This is a genomic window from Okeania sp. KiyG1, assembly GCF_014132355.1.
Lineage (GTDB): Bacteria > Cyanobacteriota > Cyanobacteriia > Cyanobacteriales > Microcoleaceae > Okeania.
This window is the reverse complement of record NZ_BLZO01000198.1, coordinates 111100-130732: the sequence shown is the minus strand read 5'-3', so window position 1 is coordinate 130732 and position 19633 is coordinate 111100. Positions and strand designations below refer to the sequence as shown.

General features: G+C 37.3%; 17 protein-coding genes and 1 pseudogene. 7 read left to right on the top strand and 11 right to left on the bottom strand.

The features are described from left to right. The first annotated feature begins 129 nt into the window (after positions 1-129). On the top strand, positions 130-417 hold the full coding sequence (locus SAGCYANO_RS43685; protein WP_202225705.1) for a hypothetical protein: 288 nt from the start codon (positions 130-132) through the stop codon (positions 415-417). On the opposite strand, the gene SAGCYANO_RS43680 is transcribed toward SAGCYANO_RS43685, so the two are convergent. Further along, positions 367-2322, bottom strand: coding sequence for a calcium-binding protein (locus tag SAGCYANO_RS43680; protein WP_202225704.1), 1956 nt, complete (start codon positions 2320-2322; stop codon positions 367-369). The two genes, SAGCYANO_RS43685 and SAGCYANO_RS43680, sit on opposite strands and share 51 nt — an antisense overlap. A 484-nt stretch (positions 2323-2806) precedes the next feature. Between SAGCYANO_RS43680 and SAGCYANO_RS43675 the strand changes: the two genes are divergently transcribed. From SAGCYANO_RS43675 to panB, 3 genes are all read left to right on the top strand, one after another. Continuing rightward, positions 2807-3772: an NB-ARC domain-containing protein gene (locus tag SAGCYANO_RS43675; protein ID WP_202225703.1), complete on the top strand. Its 966-nt coding sequence runs from the start codon at positions 2807-2809 to the stop codon at positions 3770-3772. An 11-nt stretch (positions 3773-3783) separates the two neighbouring features. Next, a complete protein-coding gene (locus SAGCYANO_RS43670; protein ID WP_202225702.1) occupies positions 3784-4317 on the top strand; it encodes a hypothetical protein in 534 nt (177 codons plus the stop codon). Between the two features lie 536 nt (positions 4318-4853). Further along, positions 4854-5642, top strand: coding sequence for a 3-methyl-2-oxobutanoate hydroxymethyltransferase (panB, locus tag SAGCYANO_RS43665; protein WP_202225701.1), 789 nt, complete (start codon positions 4854-4856; stop codon positions 5640-5642). Between the two features lie 318 nt (positions 5643-5960). Here panB and SAGCYANO_RS43660 read toward each other — a convergent pair whose 3' ends face one another. The 4 genes from SAGCYANO_RS43660 to SAGCYANO_RS43645 all read right to left on the bottom strand — a co-directional run bounded on the left by SAGCYANO_RS43660 (position 5961) and on the right by SAGCYANO_RS43645 (position 8866). Further along, positions 5961-6170, bottom strand: a complete 210-nt coding sequence (locus SAGCYANO_RS43660; RefSeq protein WP_202225700.1) for a hypothetical protein — start codon at positions 6168-6170, stop codon at positions 5961-5963. Between the two features lie 232 nt (positions 6171-6402). Beyond that, positions 6403-6609: a glycogen debranching protein gene (locus SAGCYANO_RS43655; RefSeq protein ID WP_124143818.1), complete on the bottom strand. Its 207-nt coding sequence runs from the start codon at positions 6607-6609 to the stop codon at positions 6403-6405. A gap of 437 nt (positions 6610-7046) precedes the next feature. After that, positions 7047-7544 carry a GNAT family N-acetyltransferase gene (locus SAGCYANO_RS43650; RefSeq protein ID WP_202225699.1) on the bottom strand — a complete coding sequence of 166 codons (498 nt, stop codon included), beginning with the start codon at positions 7542-7544 and terminating at the stop codon, positions 7047-7049. Between the two features lie 167 nt (positions 7545-7711). After that, positions 7712-8866 (bottom strand): RNA polymerase sigma factor, RpoD/SigA family, encoded by a 1155-nt coding sequence (locus SAGCYANO_RS43645; RefSeq protein ID WP_375340115.1) that lies wholly within the window; start codon positions 8864-8866, stop codon positions 7712-7714. A gap of 1158 nt (positions 8867-10024) precedes the next feature. Between SAGCYANO_RS43645 and SAGCYANO_RS43640 the strand changes: the two genes are divergently transcribed. Both SAGCYANO_RS43640 and SAGCYANO_RS43630 read left to right on the top strand, forming a co-directional pair. Further along, a complete protein-coding gene (locus SAGCYANO_RS43640) occupies positions 10025-10633 on the top strand; it encodes a hypothetical protein (RefSeq protein ID WP_202225698.1) in 609 nt (202 codons plus the stop codon). A 793-nt stretch (positions 10634-11426) separates the two neighbouring features. Then, complete coding sequence (locus SAGCYANO_RS43630) at positions 11427-12194, top strand: pentapeptide repeat-containing protein (protein ID WP_202225696.1); 768 nt, start codon at positions 11427-11429, stop codon at positions 12192-12194. Between the two features lie 117 nt (positions 12195-12311). On the opposite strand, the gene SAGCYANO_RS43625 is transcribed toward SAGCYANO_RS43630, so the two are convergent. Together SAGCYANO_RS43625 and SAGCYANO_RS43620 are read right to left on the bottom strand one after the other, a co-directional pair. After that, positions 12312-13547: a hypothetical protein gene (locus SAGCYANO_RS43625; protein WP_202225695.1), complete on the bottom strand. Its 1236-nt coding sequence runs from the start codon at positions 13545-13547 to the stop codon at positions 12312-12314. Between the two features lie 344 nt (positions 13548-13891). Continuing rightward, positions 13892-15007 (bottom strand): geranylgeranyl reductase family protein, encoded by a 1116-nt coding sequence (locus SAGCYANO_RS43620; RefSeq protein WP_202225694.1) that lies wholly within the window; start codon positions 15005-15007, stop codon positions 13892-13894. 520 nt (positions 15008-15527) lie between these two features. Here SAGCYANO_RS43620 and SAGCYANO_RS48775 point away from each other — a divergent pair. Continuing rightward, on the top strand, positions 15528-15656 hold the full coding sequence (locus SAGCYANO_RS48775; RefSeq protein WP_255502921.1) for a hypothetical protein: 129 nt from the start codon (positions 15528-15530) through the stop codon (positions 15654-15656). Positions 15657-15993: 337 nt separating this feature from the next. On the opposite strand, the gene frr is transcribed toward SAGCYANO_RS48775, so the two are convergent. The 4 genes and pseudogenes from frr to speB form a co-directional block, all read right to left on the bottom strand. Continuing rightward, positions 15994-16542 carry a ribosome recycling factor gene (frr, locus tag SAGCYANO_RS43615; RefSeq protein WP_202225693.1) on the bottom strand — a complete coding sequence of 183 codons (549 nt, stop codon included), beginning with the start codon at positions 16540-16542 and terminating at the stop codon, positions 15994-15996. Continuing rightward, the gene (gene pyrH / locus SAGCYANO_RS43610) at positions 16539-17261 is read right to left on the bottom strand and encodes a UMP kinase (protein WP_202225692.1); all 723 of its coding nucleotides are present in this window, start codon (positions 17259-17261) and stop codon (positions 16539-16541) included. The genes frr and pyrH overlap by 4 nt, the downstream gene beginning before the upstream one ends. A gap of 608 nt (positions 17262-17869) precedes the next feature. After that, positions 17870-18427, bottom strand: a complete 558-nt coding sequence (locus SAGCYANO_RS43605; RefSeq protein ID WP_202225718.1) for a thioredoxin family protein — start codon at positions 18425-18427, stop codon at positions 17870-17872. An 80-nt stretch (positions 18428-18507) separates the two neighbouring features. After that, a pseudogene (gene speB / locus SAGCYANO_RS43600) lies at positions 18508-19417 on the bottom strand (agmatinase). Positions 19418-19633 lie beyond the last annotated feature (216 nt).

The window sequence follows — 19633 nt, the reverse complement described above, 5'->3', positions numbered from 1 at the left end:
TTTCTGTGTGATAATTGATTTGATTTTTTATTATTGGAGATGTATATTAGCATCGGAGCAATGAACTAAGGAACAAGGAACAAGGAACAAGAGTCTATTTATTGTCACTAGAGAAAAATTGATGAGGAGATGGGGGGATGGGGGATGGGGGATGGGTTAAAAGTAGGAAAAATCTATACTAACCGACTAAATAATTGTCAAAAAAAGACTTTGAATCTTGGTAAATATTTGACTGTTGAAGTAGAACTGAAGTATAGCATTAATGACAAGTGGAGCAGGCAGGATGCCTGCACAAAAATATCAAGGAACGGGAACGGGCAAGATGCCCATTCCACAAGACTACACAAAACTATAGGATATAATGCTCTAATTCTGTACGATGAAATCGGTACGACTGAGTTCTGCTTCGTTGGTTAAAATGGCAAACCTGCCACCACCGCCAAAACCAGCGGCACTACCGTTGGCGTTATAGAATAGCTGTCCGTTACTGGAGTTATAGACAATTTCGGCGTTGCTAGTGGCTGCGTTAGCGTTGTCTGTGATGATGGCAAAATCATTGGCTATCAGGCGGTTGCCTGCTGTGCTTTCAAGGCTGGTAAAGGTGGTTTTGTCGAGAACTATGTCGTCTTGACCTGCAACGAAATCTGTAATTCTATCTACGCCGAAGTCTGCTCTGCGGAAACGGCGATTAGTTTCGTAGATAAACCGATCTCTTCCGCCACCTCCGGTTAAAGTGTCATTACCGGCGCTTCCCGTTAAGCGATCGTTGCCACCCCCACCTAGAAGCTTGTCTCTGCCAGCACCACCGATAAGGTTGTCGTTGCCACCACCGCCAATGAGTGTATCCTTACCGCCACCGCCGTTTAATATGTCAGCACCCTTGCCACCGTCAAGTCGGTCGTTGCCGATGCCACCGTTAAGGCGGTCTTTGCCAGTGCCACCGTCAAGTCGGTCGTTGCCGATGCCACCCTGTAAGCGGTCGTTACCTCCGCGTCCATTTATTTGATCGTTACCATCTTTGCCGTCAATGGTATCTTTGCGGGAGGTACCTGTGATTTTGTCATTTCTGTTGGTGGGTTTTGGGGGTTCTGGTTTGGCTTTGCACTCACCTGTACACTCAACACTGATAGTGTAATCACCAGTTTGACCCTCAGAAGAAGAAGCAGCAGAACTGAATACTAGGGTGTAAGTACCGTCGATCAGCGGTGTAACTTCGTCGAATATTTTACCACCGCTACCAGAGCTTATGCCTAGCAGAAAACCATCAGGATTGTATACATGAACTTGTGGTGCAATATCAGATGATGAAGTATCAGGCTCACCTGCCTCCAGAAGTATCCTGTCTCCTACTTGGGCGGTAAAGCTATATTTGTCATGCTCTAGAATTTTATCTATACTTGCTGAAATAGGAAGGCCAAATTTTAGAGGTGTTGCCTGCTTCGCAGGATTATTAATGAGTTCCAAATTTATGTTGTAGTTACCAGTTTGGCTGTACCCAGCAAGTTGGTTGCTAGGCAAAGATTTTAACACAATAGTGTAAGTACCACTTACGTCAGGAGAGAAAGGAAGTTCTAATTCCCTCCTAGGACCTGTTATCTCTAGAAGAGATGGAGAGGGCTGGGAAAAACTGCTAAGTAAAGTACCATCAGGACGAAACACTTCAACTTGTGGCACAATCTCAGGCCCAACTACATTTAGAAGCATAATATCTCCTTCTTTTGCTCTAAAAGTATGGGTATCTGAGTTGTCAGCTTTGGTAAGCTCTCCCGAAACAGGAGTGCTAAACTTCAAAGCTGCCATCTCGATCGCCACTTCAACCCCATCCAAAACAACAACTGCACCATCATCCTCACTCTTCAACAACTCCAACTCCAACGCACTTAACACATCCCCGCGTACCAACCGGGAAAAAATATCTCCTTCGTCCCCAGCAGCATCCTGACTATTAACAACCGAATCAACAAAATGACCTATCTCTTCCAACCAGACAGCAGCAACTGCCTCATCACTACCAGCATTCGCACTCAAATACTCCTGGGAAAAATAGATCGTATTAGTATCGGTCGAAAAAGCACCCATCGCCCCGTTAATCTCATTGCTAGGGCGAACCTCAATCTCAGGCAAACCGCTAAAATCTCCCGCACCCCAAGCAGCAGCTAACTCCGCCGCCTTTTCAAAATCGAGGTCGCTGCCAAAAGCGGTCTCCAGATTTGCCAAGAAATTCGGGCTAGTGGCAAAGTCCCCCAGGGCCTCTTTAGCGATAGACTGAGCTGACTCCAGAGATGGGTCAGGATACCTGATGCTGTATTCCAAATAACTCATTAGTTGCTCCTTCTGAATATAACGGTAAAAAATGTACAGGACTTACGCACGAACACTAAACCCAGTGAGGGCGTTAGCGGAGCTTGGCGTTAGCCAATGCCATTCGCCCCTACATATGGCGTTTTTAAGGTGAATTTGCCTAAGTCCTGATGTAAATAGAATAACAACAAATTGTTGATTATGATCTTGCAATATAACCCTCTTTTTTGGCAACTTCAAAAAATGTTAATTAGCGGTAAAAAGCAAATTTTTTAGAACTAATTTAGTGTTAAAAAGTATGATTTAATTATTCCAGTGATAAAAAGTGTGATAAAGTTATAAGATGCAAAACTAAACTACTGGACTGACGCACCTAAAAGTGTAGGTTGGGTTGAACGACAGTGAAACCCAACAAAACCTTAGTTGGGTTTCTACGGATAAGCTTCGCTAACGTCCCTCAACCCAACCTACGCCTGTGCATTAGGGTAGGGGAGAAAGATTGTTTATGGACATTGAAACATTGGTTGAATTAACAGACAACCTGGTATTTACTTACACGAAACAACATTTAGATTCTCTACAAAAGGAAGTCTTAAAAGGTACTTTAAATGGTAAAAAATACCCACAAATAGCTGATGATTGTCAACGTCATCCCGACCATATCAAACAGGTAGGTACAAAATTATGGAAACTTCTGTCAGATGTATTGGGAAAAAATATCAAAAAATCTAATGCTCGTTCCATATTAGAAAAATTCCACTTTTCACAGATATCATATACAGGTGATGACTGGGTAAATATTAATAGTAATCATATAAATATCTGCGGAGAAAACAGAGATTCTTCCATCCCTAAAAACAAATCTTCCTCCACTCCCACTAACCAAAACCAAAACCACACTAACCCAGAAAATAATTATGATTTATCTGAAGCTCCAGATTTATATTGGTTGTGCGATCGCGACACCGAACGTACCACCCTGAAACAATGGATACTACAAAACCACACCCGCATCATCACTATATTAGGATTAACTGGCATCGGCAAAAGTGTACTTGCCTTACAATTAATTCCACAAATAAAAGATAAATTTGATTATATAATCTGGCGCAATATTGATAACTACTCCACTTTAGAATCTCTGCAAACAAGCATTATTAATTTTTTATCCCCACCTGATTCTTATTCCCAAAAAACAGCAGATTTTTCTCCTGCCAAAACTACTAATAATCAATTAATAAATTACCTCCGTAAACATCGTTGCTTACTAATTTTTGATAACCTACAAGAAATTTTTGCCAGTGGAGAATTAGCAGGCACTTACCTGCCAGACCATGAAAATTATGGCAAACTTTTTAAACAAATAGCCACATCATCCCACCAAAGTTGTTTATTACTCCTGAGTCAGGAAGAGCCAAAAATAGAACTAGGAAATCATTACTCTCATACTTTAAAAATTCATGGTTTTTAGAGGCGTGCAAAATGCTTTTACAAGAAAGAAATTTAACAGATGAAGATAAATGGTTAGAGTTAATTAATCTCTATGACGGAAATCCTTTATGGTTAAATATTATTGCCGATGCTGTTGAAGATTTATGTGGTGGCAGTGTAGCTAAATTTCTATCTTGCAAAAATCTATATTTAGGAGATTTAGAACCAATATTAGAGAGAATATTTCAGCGTTTATCAGAGTTGGAAAAACAAGTAATATTTTGGATGGCTAATCAAGAAACAGCAGTTGATATTTCTATTACTCCCACAGATTTTCCACACTCCCACTCAGATTTATGGAAAGGAATACAATCATTAAAAAGACGTTGTTTAGTAGAAAAAGTGATAGAAACAGAAGGTTCGTTTGAGGGCGAATGGCATTCGCCCCTACATATATCGAAAGGAACACAATCATTAAAAAGACGTTGTTTAGTAGAAAAAGTGATGGAAACAGAAGGTTCGTTTTTTACAATTCAACCTGTTGTTAAATCTTTTGGGAGAATGTTATTAGCATCAGAGCAATGAACGAAGGCAGAAGGTATCCCCCCCTACCCCCCCCCTTTGAAAGGGGGGATAAAGAAGGAACAATTATATGGAGTTTCTGACCCCAAGCAATTGAAGTACAGATATTGAGGGAATCTTTCTAGTGCGAGCATCTTGCTCGCAAGGCGCACCTCACGCCTGATGAAATTTGCTCCATGAATTGATTTACCGAGAAATTGTGGTTTAAAGCTTCCCCTTTTACATTACAGCCCTTTTCAGATTGATAAACCACATTGTCATAAGCAAAAACCTATAAGGGCGAATGCCATTCGCCCCTACATAGGCGTTTTAAAGGTAAATTTGCATAAGTCCTGTTAATATAAACTATACTTTTCTTGGCGTTGCTGAATTGAAGTATGAATGTGCGATTGTTTGGTTCTGGTCAAACCCTCTAAATCCCGAAAATTTGGGGGACTTTTAGAGTTTTATTCCCCCCAATTTTGGGGGGCTAGGGGGGCTTGCATCATACCCAGAATCAGCAACGCCCTTTTCTTGCTATAACTTTTAACTTAATTAAAATGACAGTTACCACAAAACAACTAATTCAATGGAAACAAAAAGGTCGTCCCATAGTAGCTTTAACGGCCTATGATTATGCGATCGCTCAAATTTTAGACCAAGCAGGAGTAGATTTAATTCTAGTAGGAGATTCTCTGGCTATGGTAGCATTAGGCTATGATACTACTCTACCAGTTACTCTTGATGAAATGATTCATCATGCTAAGGCGGTACGTCGAGGTGTTAAACAAGCTTTAATAGTGGTAGATTTACCATTTTTAACTTATCAGGAAAGTATTCAACAAGCCATACATTCCGCAGGGAGAATACTCAAAGAAACTGGCGCTCAAGCTGTGAAACTAGAAGGTGGAAATGAAGCGATCGCTCAAACGATAAGTAAATTAACATCAGTAGGTATTCCGGTTATGGGTCATATTGGTCTAACTCCCCAATCTGTTCATCAATTTGGAGGTTATCGCAAACAAGGTAAAACTCCCGATGCTAGGGCGCGTATTTTAGCAGAAGCTGTCGCCTTGGAAGAAGCTGGTGCTTTTGCCATGATTTTAGAACATATTGGAGCAGATTTAGCTAAAGAGATTACTGAAAAAGTTTCTATTCCTACTATTGGTATTGGTGCGGGAGTTTATTGTGATGGTCAGGTATTAGTCATTAACGATGTTTTAGGCATTTCTGATTGGCAGCCACCCTTTGCTAAATCTTATGCTAACTTGCGAGAAAATATTACTCAAGCAGTGAAAGAATATAGTTGGGAAGTTAGGGAGAGAAAATTTCCTCAACCACCATCATAAGGGGAGTAGGGGAGTAGGGGAGTAGGGGAGTAGGGGAGTAGGGGAGTAGGGGAGTAAGGGAGTGGGGAAGTGGGGGAGTAGGCGCTCAGATTAAGCATTTTTTTAGACCGAATGGCAGCGGATTTGATCAGGACTTACGCAAAGGTACTATATATAGCAATATAGCAAATAAAAACTATAGCACTATGGTATATATAATAGACTTGTTGGGAAAATTCGTAAATCCTGATTATAATAAATGATCGCTATCTCAACCTTATTTCTTCCTTTTTCCTTCTTATAATGCCTAGTCTATAAAAATTCTCTTATCTTCTCAATCTAAGCATAACTTATGGAAGAATTTGTCTTAGGTGAAGGTTGAGTAGTTTCAGGAACTTCGGCAACTTCTAGCAACTCTGGTGCAAACATGATTTTCCATCCTAAACGTAAAAAATCCATAATGCGATCGCACGAAAAACACCTTGGTTGTTCAATTTTGTGAGATGTTTCCCAAGTCACAGCAATTTGATGGTATGCGTAGATTTCCATGTTTGATAATTTCCGAATTTAACTCCATAAATTTAAAATTCATAGTTTTATCCTACTCAACCGGAAAATTAGCTTAAGAGCAGTTATAAATTTTCCTTTTTTGCTACCTTGCTTATTAGACATCTCCAATAATAAAAAATAAAATTAATTATCGCACAGAAATTATCAATTCTTTCCCCCTACCCCCTACTCCCTACTCCCTACTCCCTCTTTTCTGGAGATGTCTATTATATTAGTTCAATTTTAAAGCACTGACAGGTACTTCATCCCAAGATTCAACAGTTCGCAGTATAGCTTTCCATCCTTGTTCCTTTTGAGTCTCAGTTAAATTGTTTTGAAAAGACTCATGGCATTCTTGGGCCTGTTGTCGATCGCCACAAGCAATACAAGAGTAGATAATACCAGATGGATCTATCTGTTCATTTACCCAAATAGTCATGGTTAATAGCCTCATTTCAGTTATCAGTTATCAGTTATCAGTTATCAGTTACCAGCACCTCTCTCTACCTGTTTGCGCAGCATTCCGCAGGAAAGTCAGAGGCTTGAAATATTGAACTTTATTTCTCTTGGTCGATGGTCGGCCAGCGCAGGTTTCCTCGCCATCTCACTCTACGGGAAGCTCCGAAGATCGACCGCTGTCTTGGTCGATTGGATATGGCGAGGAGACCCGCTCTTATCAGAGTCGCTCCGAATGGCACCATCCCACCCTACGGGAAGCTGCGCTAACGACCGCTTTTTCATTCCCTTGTAGAGCGACAGCTCGTGGCGAAGCCAAGGGGAGGCTCGAGACCTTATTTTTTAGTCAACGGTCGTTGACTATCCATAAGCAATTAGACCTTCTGCCTCCTGCCTTCTGCCTTCTGCCTCCTGCCTTCTTTAAAATTGCTGTCCAGATGCTAAACTCTTGAGAGAATTGCCAGTAACACGACATATACGCCATTCATCTAAAATTGACGCACCAATACGTTGATAAAATCCAATCGCTGGTTTATTCCAATCTAAAACACTCCACTCTAAACGTCCACAGTTTCGGGATACTGCTAACTGTGCGACATAACTGACCAGTTGTTTTCCAATACCCCGCCCTCGATATTCCGGTAAAACAAATAAATCTTCTATATAAATTCCCGGTTGAGTGAGAAAAGTTGAGTAGTTATGAAAGAAGAGAGAAAAACCTACAGGTTGGCCAGCAAATTCAGCAATAATAGCTTCAGCGTAGGGACGATCGCCAAATAAATCAGCTTTTAAGGAGGCAACGCTACCTGTAACAGCATGGGATAATTTCTCATACTCAGCTAGTGCTTTAATTAACTCAAATATTACAGGTACATCTGCTGGCGTAGCACTACGCAATTTTAGTTCATCTAAAGACATAATTTAATCACTATTACAGCTATTACCGAAAAATTGCGCTTGAAAGCCTCCTCTTTTAAGAGGATAAAAAGAAAAATTTTCCTTTGAGTTAATCCTATCCGTTTTAAAGGAGAGGTAATTCTAAATTCTAAATTCTAAATTCTAAATTCTAAATTCTTGAAATTTTATTAAAATCGATTTAACCATTCTTTTAAGCGTTCAGCTACTTGAGGACGACGTAATTTCCGCATGGCCTTAGCTTGAATTTGCCTGACTCGCTCCCGGGATAGATTAATCATGCGACTTACTTCATCTAAAGTATGAGGTTCTCCTGTGAGTAAACCATATCGGAGAGTGATGACATCTTGTTCGCGATCGCTTAATACATGATTTAAGACTTCCAAGATATCCTGGCGCATCATCATATCATTCATCTGCGCTTCGGGAGTGCTATTTTCATTATCTTCTAAGAAGTCTAGCAGTTCGCTATTTTCGTCAGTACCTAAACGATGGTTCAAAGAAAGGGTTTTCCGGCGAATTTGCTGGAGGTTACGCAGTTGTTGGTGAGAAATTTCTAATGCTTGAGCAATTTCGGCATCACTGGGGATACGATTTAACTTCCGTCGTAAGTCGCGGTAGACTCGTTTGAGTTTGTTAATCTGTTCAACTACATGAACTGGTAAACGAATAGTACGCCCTTGATTAGCAATAGTGCGAGTTATTCCTTGACGAATCCACCAATAAGCATAGGTGGAGAATTTGTAACCTTTCTCTGGGTCAAATTTTTCTGTGGCACGGTTTAGTCCTAATGCTCCTTCTTGAATCAAATCTAGAAAGGGTACTCCTCGGTTGAGATAGCGTTTGGCAATGGAAACTACTAGACGCAGGTTAGAGCTAATCATTCGGCGTTTGGCGGCACGACACTTATGTAAGCGATGAGATAGTTGTACTTCTGTTAAACCTGCTGCTGCTGCTACTTCGCCTTTTGTGGGCATCCTCCCTAAGTCATTTGCTAGTTTTTCTGGCAGTTGTTCAAAGATAAGTAATTCTTGGATCAACCTGGCTAATTCTACTTCTTCTTTTTGGCTGAGAAGAGGATAGCGAGACATTTGTTTAAATAATGCTCCTACTGCATCATCTATGTCTTGTGAATTTTCTGATAATGAGAGAGTTAAAGCCTGTATATTCATACTAGAGTCCTCCTGATACTGATCTTCTTCATGTAGTGATTCGGCAATCATCAAACTCATTTGTTGTATTTGAGCTGCCATTTCTGGTTTATTAGTGGGAGCTGGAAATTCGACTTTATCCTTACCTGAATTCTCTGTAAGTAGAATTTTCATGGTGTTTTTTTCCTAATTATATAGTTTTTTGGCTGTAAATGGTTGATGAAGCGTACAGAAAGTGTAATTTTATACTATAATTCCTTAAATTATTACACTCTGGTTCCTTAATTATTACTTAACAATAAACTCAATATTAAAGTTTTTGTTAGATACTATGTAGTACCATATTTCACACTTTTTGTCAATAAATAGCTAAGAGCGCAAATCTTTATGAGACCAGACTTCCTGAGATTTATAGCAGGAAACAGTGGGAAAAACATTTTCCCTGATTGTAATCGTCATCCGCACAAGTCCTAACCTACCTGTCTATTGCTATATCTACAAGAGTTTATATATCCAGAATTACTTAACATTCAGTTATCTGTTTCAGTACTGATAACAATATACATTTCAAAGCTTTAGTCTCTAATTAGCTGTATTAATAAATACAAAGCGGCTAGTTTATTTCTAAGCTTATTTAATAATAATTAAAATAACTCTAATTCTAAGAAATTTGTAACAAGGTTAACTGCTTCTTCAAATTATGTATGCTGTTTTTATTCAAAAAAATAGACATCTCCTCCAAAAGAAGGAACAGGGAACAGGGAGAAGTAATTGACAATTTATGGATAAGAATTGATTTTATATCATGTCCGGTAGCATCGGTATTGTATAGCTAAGGTAAGGAAGAAGGAAGAAGGAAGAGGGAGGAGAGAAGAGGGAAGAGGGAAGAGGCAGGAAGGCTAAAGTTAAGAGCCAGAAAAAACTTAAATTTCCTATGTATATTCATATATTCATGCTTGGGTTTACACAAACGATTGCGTTCGGACATGATATTATTTTGAATTTCCACGCCTATGTCTAATAGAAAACAATGCGATCGCAATTAGATTCAATAATTAAGGAATTGCAGCGCTGTTTTCTGATATCAAAAAAAAAATTAGTAGAGAGCGATCGCGAATCTTGTGTAATTTCTAAATTAGAATGACGAAAATATGTTGTAGGTGCATAAGTCCTTATTCTATAATTACTTTAATTTCCCCTACTCCCCTACTCCCCTACTCCCCTACTCCCCTACTCCCCTACTCCCCTACTCCCCTACTCCCCTACTCCCCCTCCCCTACTATCTTAATAATAAGTATTCAACCGGACATGATATAACTTGTCAGAGTGGTTATGGAAAAAAAAATTGAGAGCATTGGTACAGTTATTATTGGAGGTGTTAGTCGTGCTGGAAAGTCTCGACTTGCTAATCTCGTTTTTCAGCAAACCCGATGTACTGTTGTGCATTTAGACTCATTTTTAAATGCTGTTCGCAATAATTATCCTGCTCCCATACTTACTCCTAGGGAGAAGGAGATATTTCAAGATTATTGTGATACGGTGTTGGTGAAAGCTATTCGTAATATGGGTAAAGAATTTAACTATCTTCGTGTTTATGAGTCTTCATTCATCTCACCTAAACTCATTATCGAACGTCTTTGGTATATCAAACCCGTTACTTTATTTTTGGGATATACAAATACTGAACCTGAACGCAAACTTCACGAAATTCGCAAAGCAGCAGTTGACGATCCTTGCTGTTGGTCTCATCAAATAGAAGATTTAGAATTACTAGAAACCGTGAAAAGTTTTATTTCATTGAGCCAAGCGATCGAAAAAGACTGTATTCGATATGGTTTTCCATTCTTTGATGTTTCAGATAATTGGCATGATACTGTGGAGCTAGCTCTTATTCATATATTAACTTGTATCGATACGCAAAATTCATCTCAATATGGATAATCAATTATTTTAAAACTATTGCGAGTCTAATGTAGTATAATGAAGCTATTTAAACTGCAACGCCTAAGAAATAGCTTTGCTACTTTTGCTAGTGTATAGATACTATATTTCATGTCAGCAATAGCAGAAAAAATTAGGATTTTCAGGAATATGGAAAACAACTTTAACTTTAACTTAATACTTTTAACATTCCAGATTCTATTTGGAAGATAGTTTAATTAATTCTTTGGATATATTCAGAAATAAGCAGTGGATTAGATGCCAGAAAAGATAATAGTTTTTTTCTATCGCTTTGAGTGACTATACCTTTTTTCAAAATAGAGTCAATGGTTTTTGTTAATGAAATTTGCTCCTTTTGAAGTAAAATCTCAGAACCTTGTATATTGTTCATATTTTACTAACTTAATTTTGAATTTATAACTTTCTTTAAGTTTATTACTAATAATTTATGAGTAGCATCACCCAACTGGGTGAATTAAAATTCTCTCAGTTAAAAAATTATCAAATTAGTAAAATTTCCATAAATCTATAATCAACTATGAACATAGTTTTAAATTAAAACTGGGATTCTCATACAACCTTATTTTTACCGAAAAATCGTGGTCTAAAGCCTCCCCTTTTAAGGGGATAAAAAGCGGTCGTTTTGCTTCGCATAACTACGTTAACGCTACGCGACATGTTTAAGGAGAGGTAATTCGCGCATTCTAAATTCTAAATTCTAAATTCTAAATTATTGAATAATTGAGTGCTAACATAGCAGCAAAATATAATCTTTAGTTTGGAAGATTTGAAGATGAGACTCAAAATCTTTTCTGCTATTTTAGTTTTAAGTACGGTTTGTACTCACGCTCCAGCCATTGCTGAAAATATCCAACATACACAAAAGTTATTATCTAGTAAACAATGTCCAAATTGTGAATTAAGTGGTGCTGGCCTGGTACTAGCAAATCTTCAAGGAGCTAATCTCAAAGGGGCTAACTTGAGTGGGGCAAATCTCAGTCGTGCTAATTTGACTGGGGCAGATTTAAGTGGTGCTAACTTAGCTGGTACAAGTTTATTTGGTGCTAATTTAACTGGGGCTAATTTAACTGGGGCTAATTTGGCTGGTACGGATCTGAGAAGTGCTTATTTAACTGGTGCTAATTTAAGTGATGTTGACCTAAAAAATGCTTTTTTGTTAGGTGCTGTGGGAATGCCATCTAATGTTGGTGAAGCTGAAGATTTTTATCGATTAGGAATTGCTGAAGCAAAGGCTGGACATTATAAAGATGCTGTTAGGTATTATAACCAAGCTATTAGTTTGAAATCCGATTTAGCTGCTGCTTATTTTGCTAGAAGTATGGCTCTTGCAGACTTGGGAAATCTTGAAGCGGCTCTTGCAGATGCGGAAAAATCTCGTGATATTTTTATTTCTAAAGGTAGTAAAGAGGGTGAAGAATTATCAGAATATTTGGTGGAAATTATTGACCTACGTTTAAATCCTCCTGAGCCAAAAAAGCCTAATCAATTTGTACACGCTATTGGTTCTTTACTTCCTTCTTTATTAAGGTTGGCATTTTAATCAGTTATCAGTTATCAGTTATCAGTTATCAGTGCTTCTAGAAATAGTAAGGTTTATTTTTTTCATCCCCTTAAAATGATTATAAATAATATCAAAAAAGAGGTTATAAACTTGAGGCTAATCTTGTCGTAACCACGGCCAAGGTAAGTTATTTTCTCCAATATATTTGCGAAAAAATAAAAGGTCGTAATCTACTAATTGAACCTTTTGGGAATCTGTGTTATAAGACAGAACAATAGGAGAAACTCCACTTATTGACTGTAGATTATCTATTCTTTTAAGATAATCGCTCAATGGTGAGTTTACTTCTATATCTAGATGTTTGAGACGCTCCCCAATAATGTCTTTATGTATACCCAAGCGTAGCTCTTCATCACTTGCTTCCATGCAGATATGCAGTAAACTCTCATAAATCGGTTGAGTAGCTTCATTCTTAAAACCTCTACTAAATTTCTCACTAAATAAACGATACCTTGGAACTAGGTCTTTACATATTTGTGAACGACAATTTGCCAGAGAGTTAATGTTACTAATAGTACGTTTGCTTCTAGAATTATTATCTGTGATGCCTGATGCAAAACAAACTTTTCCTGCAATAAGCTGTAATAAACCGACATTTCCATTAGAATCATCTAGGATAGATTTTTTTATCTGATCGCTAAAAGAAATTTGTAATTTCCTTTCTCCCATTTCAAGAACTTTTTCGAGTTCTTCGTTTTTCCATCGAACATCAATCTCTTCAATGCGACCACTTAAATCTCCGTTGTAGTAAGATAAAATATTATCCTCTGACCAGACTCCCATAATAATGAAAGAAACAGAGCAATCCCAAAACACTTTCAAGTCAAATGATAATTTTTTCCTTACGTCCGTTGATAAGTAGTGAAAGTCTTCAATTACTACTTTTTTGTCAGTTTTTTGGATTACTTCAGCAATGTAATTTATGTTATCTAAACTAAAATCTGGAAATTTGCATTTTTCCGATCTGCCACCATTTAATCCCCCATTTATCTGAAATCCCAGACCCATAGCTTTTGCGCCCGCAGAACCAGAAATTTGATTTGTTACTTCCGTTGGTATGTTAACTTTTGCCTGCCTAATAATTTCAGAATATATATGACCAATATCTGTTCTATTAGTACATTGAACTTTAATACATTTTTTATCAGGTAAATTTTTTCTTCTTAGCACTGTTTTACCCTGCTTTGAAGCACCATGAATAACTAGGTGACTTCCAGAACCAACCAAATAGTTAAATTGTTGATCGAGATTATTTCTATCAACATAGGTATGCTCAGGAATATTTGGTGAAATTCCAAAAACCTGATTCAATTTCAGTTTGTGAAATGGCATATTGTATCCCTTTCCAAAGAGTTATTTGGGCTTCTTAATTTTTCTGGTTCTACTATGACCAAGCAAACTAGATATAATCAATCTAGTTGACTGAGAAATCTAAAAATGGTGCGTTACGACGAATTGTTAAATGCTTTTTAAAGTCTAAACTTTAGTCGTCTAATGTACCCTACTGGACCGACATAATTTGGTGCGGAGCGATTATTGAGGTGGGGGCGGGTTTATCTGAATAATTTGTAACGCCATTAATTTAACGTGGAACCCGCCCCTACTATTGCAACATTTTAGGTGTGCCACTCCACTACTAAACTTCTGACTTCTAACTTCTGACTTCTGACTTCTCCTTAACCTCTTCCTGGTAAAAAACTACCACTTAGTTTTTTAATTGCTCGGTTAGCAATATCTGCATAACGCAATTCTCCACACAGAATTTTACTCATTACTTCAGTTGCTACAGGCAATTTAACTCCCACTTTATAAGCTACTTTAGGAAACCGATAAAATGCTCCTGCTAAACGACCTGCCCAAACCATATCTGCACCCCATTCTTCATTTATTACCTGAGTATATTTCTTCAGAGCATCCCCATTACCTCCTAAAGCTTCATCTATTGCTTCAGCAGCTTTAACACCACTGAAAATTGAGGGGCGAATTCCTTCAGCAGATAAAGGGTCTAATATACTTGCTGCTTCTCCTGCCAATACTGCATTTTCTGTGTGGAGATTTTTATCTCCATCCCATAGAGAAATAGGATGTTCTAATAACTCATTTTGATTTGCACTTAAACCAATTTTTTGTGCATATTCCATCAAATCTTTGGATAAATTTTTGGGTTCTCCACCTCTAAAAGTAGCAATATTAATTGAGCAAGAATCTGCTTTTGGAAAACTCCAAATATTGCCATTTTTAACTGAGCCAAATTCAAAATTAACTTGTTGATTTTGCTCTTTTAATGCTGCTTCAAAAACCAAACTTTGCCGTTTTTTTGATTCTTTAAAACCTAACCATTTAGCCATTGGGCCTTTTGCTCCATCAGCCGCAATTAAATAACGACCTGTAACAGGTTCTCCGTTTGTTTTAACTTCCCAACAATCGCTTTTAAATTCAATACCTGTAACTTCTGTTTTATCTCTTAATTCTGCACCTTCTGCTTGAGCTTTTTGGATCAGGAAATGATCGAAAATATCCCGTTTAACCATCCACATTGCAGAAGGTAAATCTGCTTCTACGGGGTCTTCTAATTTCCATGTATAGCGAATTTTCTTGACCTTGAGAGAAATAGCTGGAGTTAAATCAAAGTCAAACCACTGAGCAATAGCTGGAGATACCCCACCACCACAAGCTTTAATTCTGGGCAAAGATTCCTTTTCTATGACTAAAACGGAGCGTCCTTTCTTTGCCAAATGATAAGCTGCTGTACCTCCTGCTGGGCCTGCTCCTACAATTATACAATCAAACATTTTTTCAACTTTGATAACTAGATTTTTGATATTTCGTCGAATGGGAAAAAGTTAATTAAGCGTGGGCTTATGGTAGATATACTATTGGTTTTTGTCAAACTATCTATAGAACCTACTGCATTAAAGTCACAAAGACTCCATCATACCTAATATTTTTTTAACATACTCGATTTTTAATGTCTTGTCTAATTGCATAGATAACCAAGATTTACCGAAAAATTGTGGTTTAAAGCCTCCCCTTTTAAGGGGATAATAAAGAAAAATTTTCATTATTAGTCAATCCTCTTCTTTCAAGGAGAGGTAATTATTCATTATTCATTATTCATTATTCATTATTAATTGTTGAAGCATTTTTCCGACAAAAACACTATATATACCATAGTGCTATAGTTTTTACCTACTATATATAGTACCTTGGCCTAAGTCCCGATCGCATTAAATTAAGTTCTAGGTTGTAGGCCGTCTGCAACAAGAGTTTGCCAAGTGGCTCATCAGTTCTAAAGGAGAGAAGTTAATCTCAATGCTACTTCACATAAAATGGGTATTATACCATTTTGATAAGTGTTTGTTACAAATAGTAGAAGTAAGAAAGAAGGAAGTAAGGAAGAAGGAAGAAGGAGGAAATATTGAAAAAAAGGTAAAAAAATAGAGATAACTATATAAAATGAACGATAGCCATTATTTTTAAGCATATCTGATCGAGAGGCACTTTTTATAGCATTCTTTTTTAAAATTGGTATTACTCCTAATAACGAGAGTTTAGTGTATTAAAGTTCAAAAATTGCGCAACTCCTACTAGAAATTACAATTATTCAACCGGATTTTATTTAGCTTCCTCAAGTCATCATTTCAAATAGATGATAGGCCATAAGAATTTACTAATTTACTTATCGGATACTAAGTGAAAAAGTTTATGTAATACCTACCATCTAATACCTAATTTTTTTTGACTTCTAACTTTTACTTACTCATGTTTTCAAAAGTTTTTAAACTGTGGTAATATCCTTCTCTTTCGCAGCTAATAACTCATCTATTTTTGCGACGTATTTATCTGTCTTTTTTTGAATTTTGTCTTGCAAATCTCGTGATTCATCTTTAGAAATATCGCTATTTTTTTCTTGTTTACGAACTGAATCTACAGCATCACGACGAATATTACGGACAGAAACTTTCCCTTCTTCAGCCAGTTTAGCTGCTAACTTGACCATTTCCTGACGACGTTCACTGGTGAGTGGAGGAATATTTAGCCTTACAATAGATCCGTCATTGTTGGGAGTTAAACCAACATCTGACATATTAATTGCTTTTTCAATTAAGCCCAGACTACTTTTATCAAAAGGTTGAATAGTAATGGTACTAGCATCTGGGATGCCAATATTTGCCATAGATTTCAGTGGAGTTGGAACTCCATAATACTCAACTATTACTCTGTCTAAAAGAGAAGCATTAGCTCTTCCAGTTCTAACCGTGTTGAAGGAATTTTGAGTAGCTTCAACTGCTTTTTTCATTTTCTTTTCAGCTTCTTCTATATTCATTCATCAAAACCTCTCACAATAGTTCCAATTTTTTCTCCCATAACGGCTTTACGAATATTACCCGTAACTGAAAGATTAAATACAATAATCGGGATATTATTTTCTTTGCAAAGGGCGATCGCTGTACTGTCCATTACCCGTAAGTCTTCTCTTAATACTTCCCCATAAGTTAGGGACTCGTATCTTTTGGCCTGTGGATTCTTCTCTGGATCGGAATCATAGACCCCATCAACTTTAGTGGCTTTATAAATTACCTCTGCATCAATTTCTGCAGCTCTCAGAGCAGCAGTAGTATCAGTGGTAAAAAATGGATTACCAGAACCTGCGCCAAAAACTACCACTCGGCCTTTTTCTAGATGGCGAATGGCTCGACGGCGAATGTAAGGTTCGGCTACTTCCTGCATAGCGATCGCTGTTTGGACTCTTGTCGGTACTCCTGCTTGTTCGAGGGCATCTTGTAAGGTAATGGCATTCATTACAGTGGCAATCATGCCCACATAATCTGCTGTTGCTCGGTCCATTCCTTTCGAGGCTGCTTTTACACCTCTAAAGATATTACCGCCCCCAACAACAATTGCCATTTGAATTCCTGTGGCCACTACTTCGGCCACTTCTTGAGCAATTCCTTGGACTACTGCCGGATCTATGCCATAGCCCAGACTTCCCATCAAGGATTCGCCACTCAATTTCAGCAAAACCCGTCGATCGACTGTCCCCATACTTTGAGTCTTTTCTCAACTAAAGTTGCTTCCACAATACGATACCAGTTGATCTGCTTTTTTCCACTATTTTATTCTTGATACTAAATTTATAAGAAGTTGCATAAAATAATAGACTTCTCCTCTATAAAGAGGGAGTAGGGAGTAGGGAACCCACCCTAACCCCTCCGGTGGAGGGGAATAATTGATGATTTATGTGTGATAATTGATTTGATTTTTTATTATTAGATATGTCTAATATAGCAATCACCGAGTCAGATGTGAGAATTGAGGTGTTCCTTTGAAGTATAGAATATAGCAGTTATCTTATTCTTATGTACTCGTTTTTTCTTTTTCCTTATTCCCTATTCCCTGGCGCTACGCGCTATAAATTTCATCATTCTTGGCAGATTCATATAAATTTTCTGTGGGAGTGAAATTATCAACAGTTGGAAATTACCGAATAATTAAGGTAAAATCCCTCTCCTTTAAAAGAGAAACAAGCGGTGGAGGGATGGCGAGGAAACCTCGCCATATCCAATCGACCAAGAGAGAAAAAACTTTCCTTTGAGTCAATCCTCTTCTTTTGAAGGAGAGGTAATTATTAATTATTAATTATTAATTATTCATTATTCATTATTAATTGTTGAACGACGCCATTTAATTGAGCAACCAACAACTTTTGTATGGGATAGGGTTACTACTTCATCTTGAAGAAGTTGGGCAATTGCCTGATGTAAATAAGCAACTTTTACTGCTTCTGGCTGATTAACATTATCGTCTATTTGGCCACGATACCGTAACTTACCTTCCCGGTCCAATAAAAAAGCTTCGGGTGTTTTGTCAACCCCAAAGCTTTCTGCTACATCTTGAGTTACATCCCGAATATAGGGAAAATTTAGTTGATTCTTATCTGCAAATTCTTTCATTTTTTCAAAACTCTCTGTGGGAGAAATCGTCCCATCATTAGCATTCATTCCAATTATGATTACTCCTTGGTTTTGAAAATCTTTTTGTAGTTGTTTAATCCGTTCAATGTATAAATCTACTTCTGGGCATTGATTGCTCAAAAATATCACACAAACTACTTTAAAAGTTTCTAAATATCTTGCTAAATGATGAACCTCGCCATCTACTCCTGGCAATTCAAAATCTGGAGCATAATTATCAATTTCTGTTCCTGTCATTTCAGTCAAACTCATATATCTATTACCTTTCAAAAATCGCCTTACTTATAACAAATATTTTTCTATCATATCCCATATTTTTACCAGCCTTGAGCTAATGCCTGATACCCAATAAGTTTATAGATTAATTTAGCTGCTGTAAACTCAGATACTACAGAATCAACTATCGGAGCTAACTCCATAATGTCACAACCTATTACTTCGTGTAATTCAAATAATTTCCGCAAAAATGTAGTTAAAGAATACCAATTTAGCCCACCAGGTTCTGGCGTACCAACTCCAGGAATTAATGTTGGGTCAATTCCATCTAAATCTATTGTTAAAAAAACTCGTTGAGTCGGAATACTAGCGATCGCTCTTTCTATCCAATCTGGCTGAATAGCTATTTCCCTTGCACGAAAAACTGTGAGATTTTTCTCCTTGATTAAATTGGCTTCCTCTTTGCAAATCGCACGAATACCGATTTGTATTGTTGGCAATTCCATTTCAATTATCCGTCGCATTACGCAGGCATGGTTATATATTGAACCTTCATATTCATAACGTAAATCGCCATGAGCATCTATTTGAATAACTGTAAATTTTTCATCCAAATATATTTTTTTATAAGCTTTAACAATTCCATTTGTAATACTATGTTCTCCACCTATAGCAATAACAAATTTTCCATCATTCACTAATTTTTCTACTGTTTCTTGAGTTACTTTTAGCATATCTAATGGTAATATTTTTTCCATTACCTGTATCTGCTATAGATTCATGGGTATAGATACCAACTTCTAAACCAGTTTCTCGGTCTAATTCTTCGTCATAACATTCTAACTGTTGAGACGCATCTAATATTGCTGATGGACCATTAACACAACCCCTTCTATAAGTGGTAGTAGCTTCATAAGGAATTGGTAAAATTGCTACTTTGGCAGTGGTATAGTCTGGTTCAATTTCTGAACCTATAAATGGTAGGTTTGATGTAGGATAAATTGCTGACATTTTTAAAATTTTAGTATTCTAGAGTTGAATAATTTAACATTTAGCAAAATTTTGATGGTTATTGTAAATGTTAAATGTAGAGTATTATAGCAATCCTATTTAAGTCGCAGCCAAGGGGAGGCTAATCAAGCTGAATGATTTAATTATTAATTATTCGGTAATAGAAAAGAAGAAAAACAACTGTACCTCAGTAACTTGAGAAACGCTCTACTTATC

What these genes read in the sequence shown, in the direction of transcription:
- SAGCYANO_RS43660 (WP_202225700.1), bottom strand. Translation starts at nt 6,170, where the DNA reads ATGGAAATCTACGCATACCATCAAATTGCTGTGACTTGGGAAACATCT.
- SAGCYANO_RS43645 (WP_375340115.1), bottom strand. Translation starts at nt 8,866, where the DNA reads ATGAAAATTCTACTTACAGAGAATTCAGGTAAGGATAAAGTCGAATTT.
- SAGCYANO_RS43625 (WP_202225695.1), bottom strand. Translation starts at nt 13,547, where the DNA reads ATGCCATTTCACAAACTGAAATTGAATCAGGTTTTTGGAATTTCACCA.
- SAGCYANO_RS43640 (WP_202225698.1), top strand. Translation starts at nt 10,025, where the DNA reads ATGGAAAAAAAAATTGAGAGCATTGGTACAGTTATTATTGGAGGTGTT.
- SAGCYANO_RS43655 (WP_124143818.1), bottom strand. Translation starts at nt 6,609, where the DNA reads ATGACTATTTGGGTAAATGAACAGATAGATCCATCTGGTATTATCTAC.
- panB (WP_202225701.1), top strand. Translation starts at nt 4,854, where the DNA reads ATGACAGTTACCACAAAACAACTAATTCAATGGAAACAAAAAGGTCGT.
- frr (WP_202225693.1), bottom strand. Translation starts at nt 16,542, where the DNA reads ATGAATATAGAAGAAGCTGAAAAGAAAATGAAAAAAGCAGTTGAAGCT.
- SAGCYANO_RS43605 (WP_202225718.1), bottom strand. Translation starts at nt 18,427, where the DNA reads ATGACAGGAACAGAAATTGATAATTATGCTCCAGATTTTGAATTGCCA.
- SAGCYANO_RS43685 (WP_202225705.1), top strand. Translation starts at nt 130, where the DNA reads ATGGGGGGATGGGGGATGGGGGATGGGTTAAAAGTAGGAAAAATCTAT.
- SAGCYANO_RS43650 (WP_202225699.1), bottom strand. Translation starts at nt 7,544, where the DNA reads ATGTCTTTAGATGAACTAAAATTGCGTAGTGCTACGCCAGCAGATGTA.
- SAGCYANO_RS43675 (WP_202225703.1), top strand. Translation starts at nt 2,807, where the DNA reads ATGGACATTGAAACATTGGTTGAATTAACAGACAACCTGGTATTTACT.
- SAGCYANO_RS43630 (WP_202225696.1), top strand. Translation starts at nt 11,427, where the DNA reads ATGAGACTCAAAATCTTTTCTGCTATTTTAGTTTTAAGTACGGTTTGT.
- pyrH (WP_202225692.1), bottom strand. Translation starts at nt 17,261, where the DNA reads ATGGGGACAGTCGATCGACGGGTTTTGCTGAAATTGAGTGGCGAATCC.
- SAGCYANO_RS43680 (WP_202225704.1), bottom strand. Translation starts at nt 2,322, where the DNA reads ATGAGTTATTTGGAATACAGCATCAGGTATCCTGACCCATCTCTGGAG.
- SAGCYANO_RS48775 (WP_255502921.1), top strand. Translation starts at nt 15,528, where the DNA reads ATGCTACTTCACATAAAATGGGTATTATACCATTTTGATAAGTGTTTG.
- SAGCYANO_RS43670 (WP_202225702.1), top strand. Translation starts at nt 3,784, where the DNA reads ATGCTTTTACAAGAAAGAAATTTAACAGATGAAGATAAATGGTTAGAG.
- SAGCYANO_RS43620 (WP_202225694.1), bottom strand. Translation starts at nt 15,007, where the DNA reads ATGTTTGATTGTATAATTGTAGGAGCAGGCCCAGCAGGAGGTACAGCA.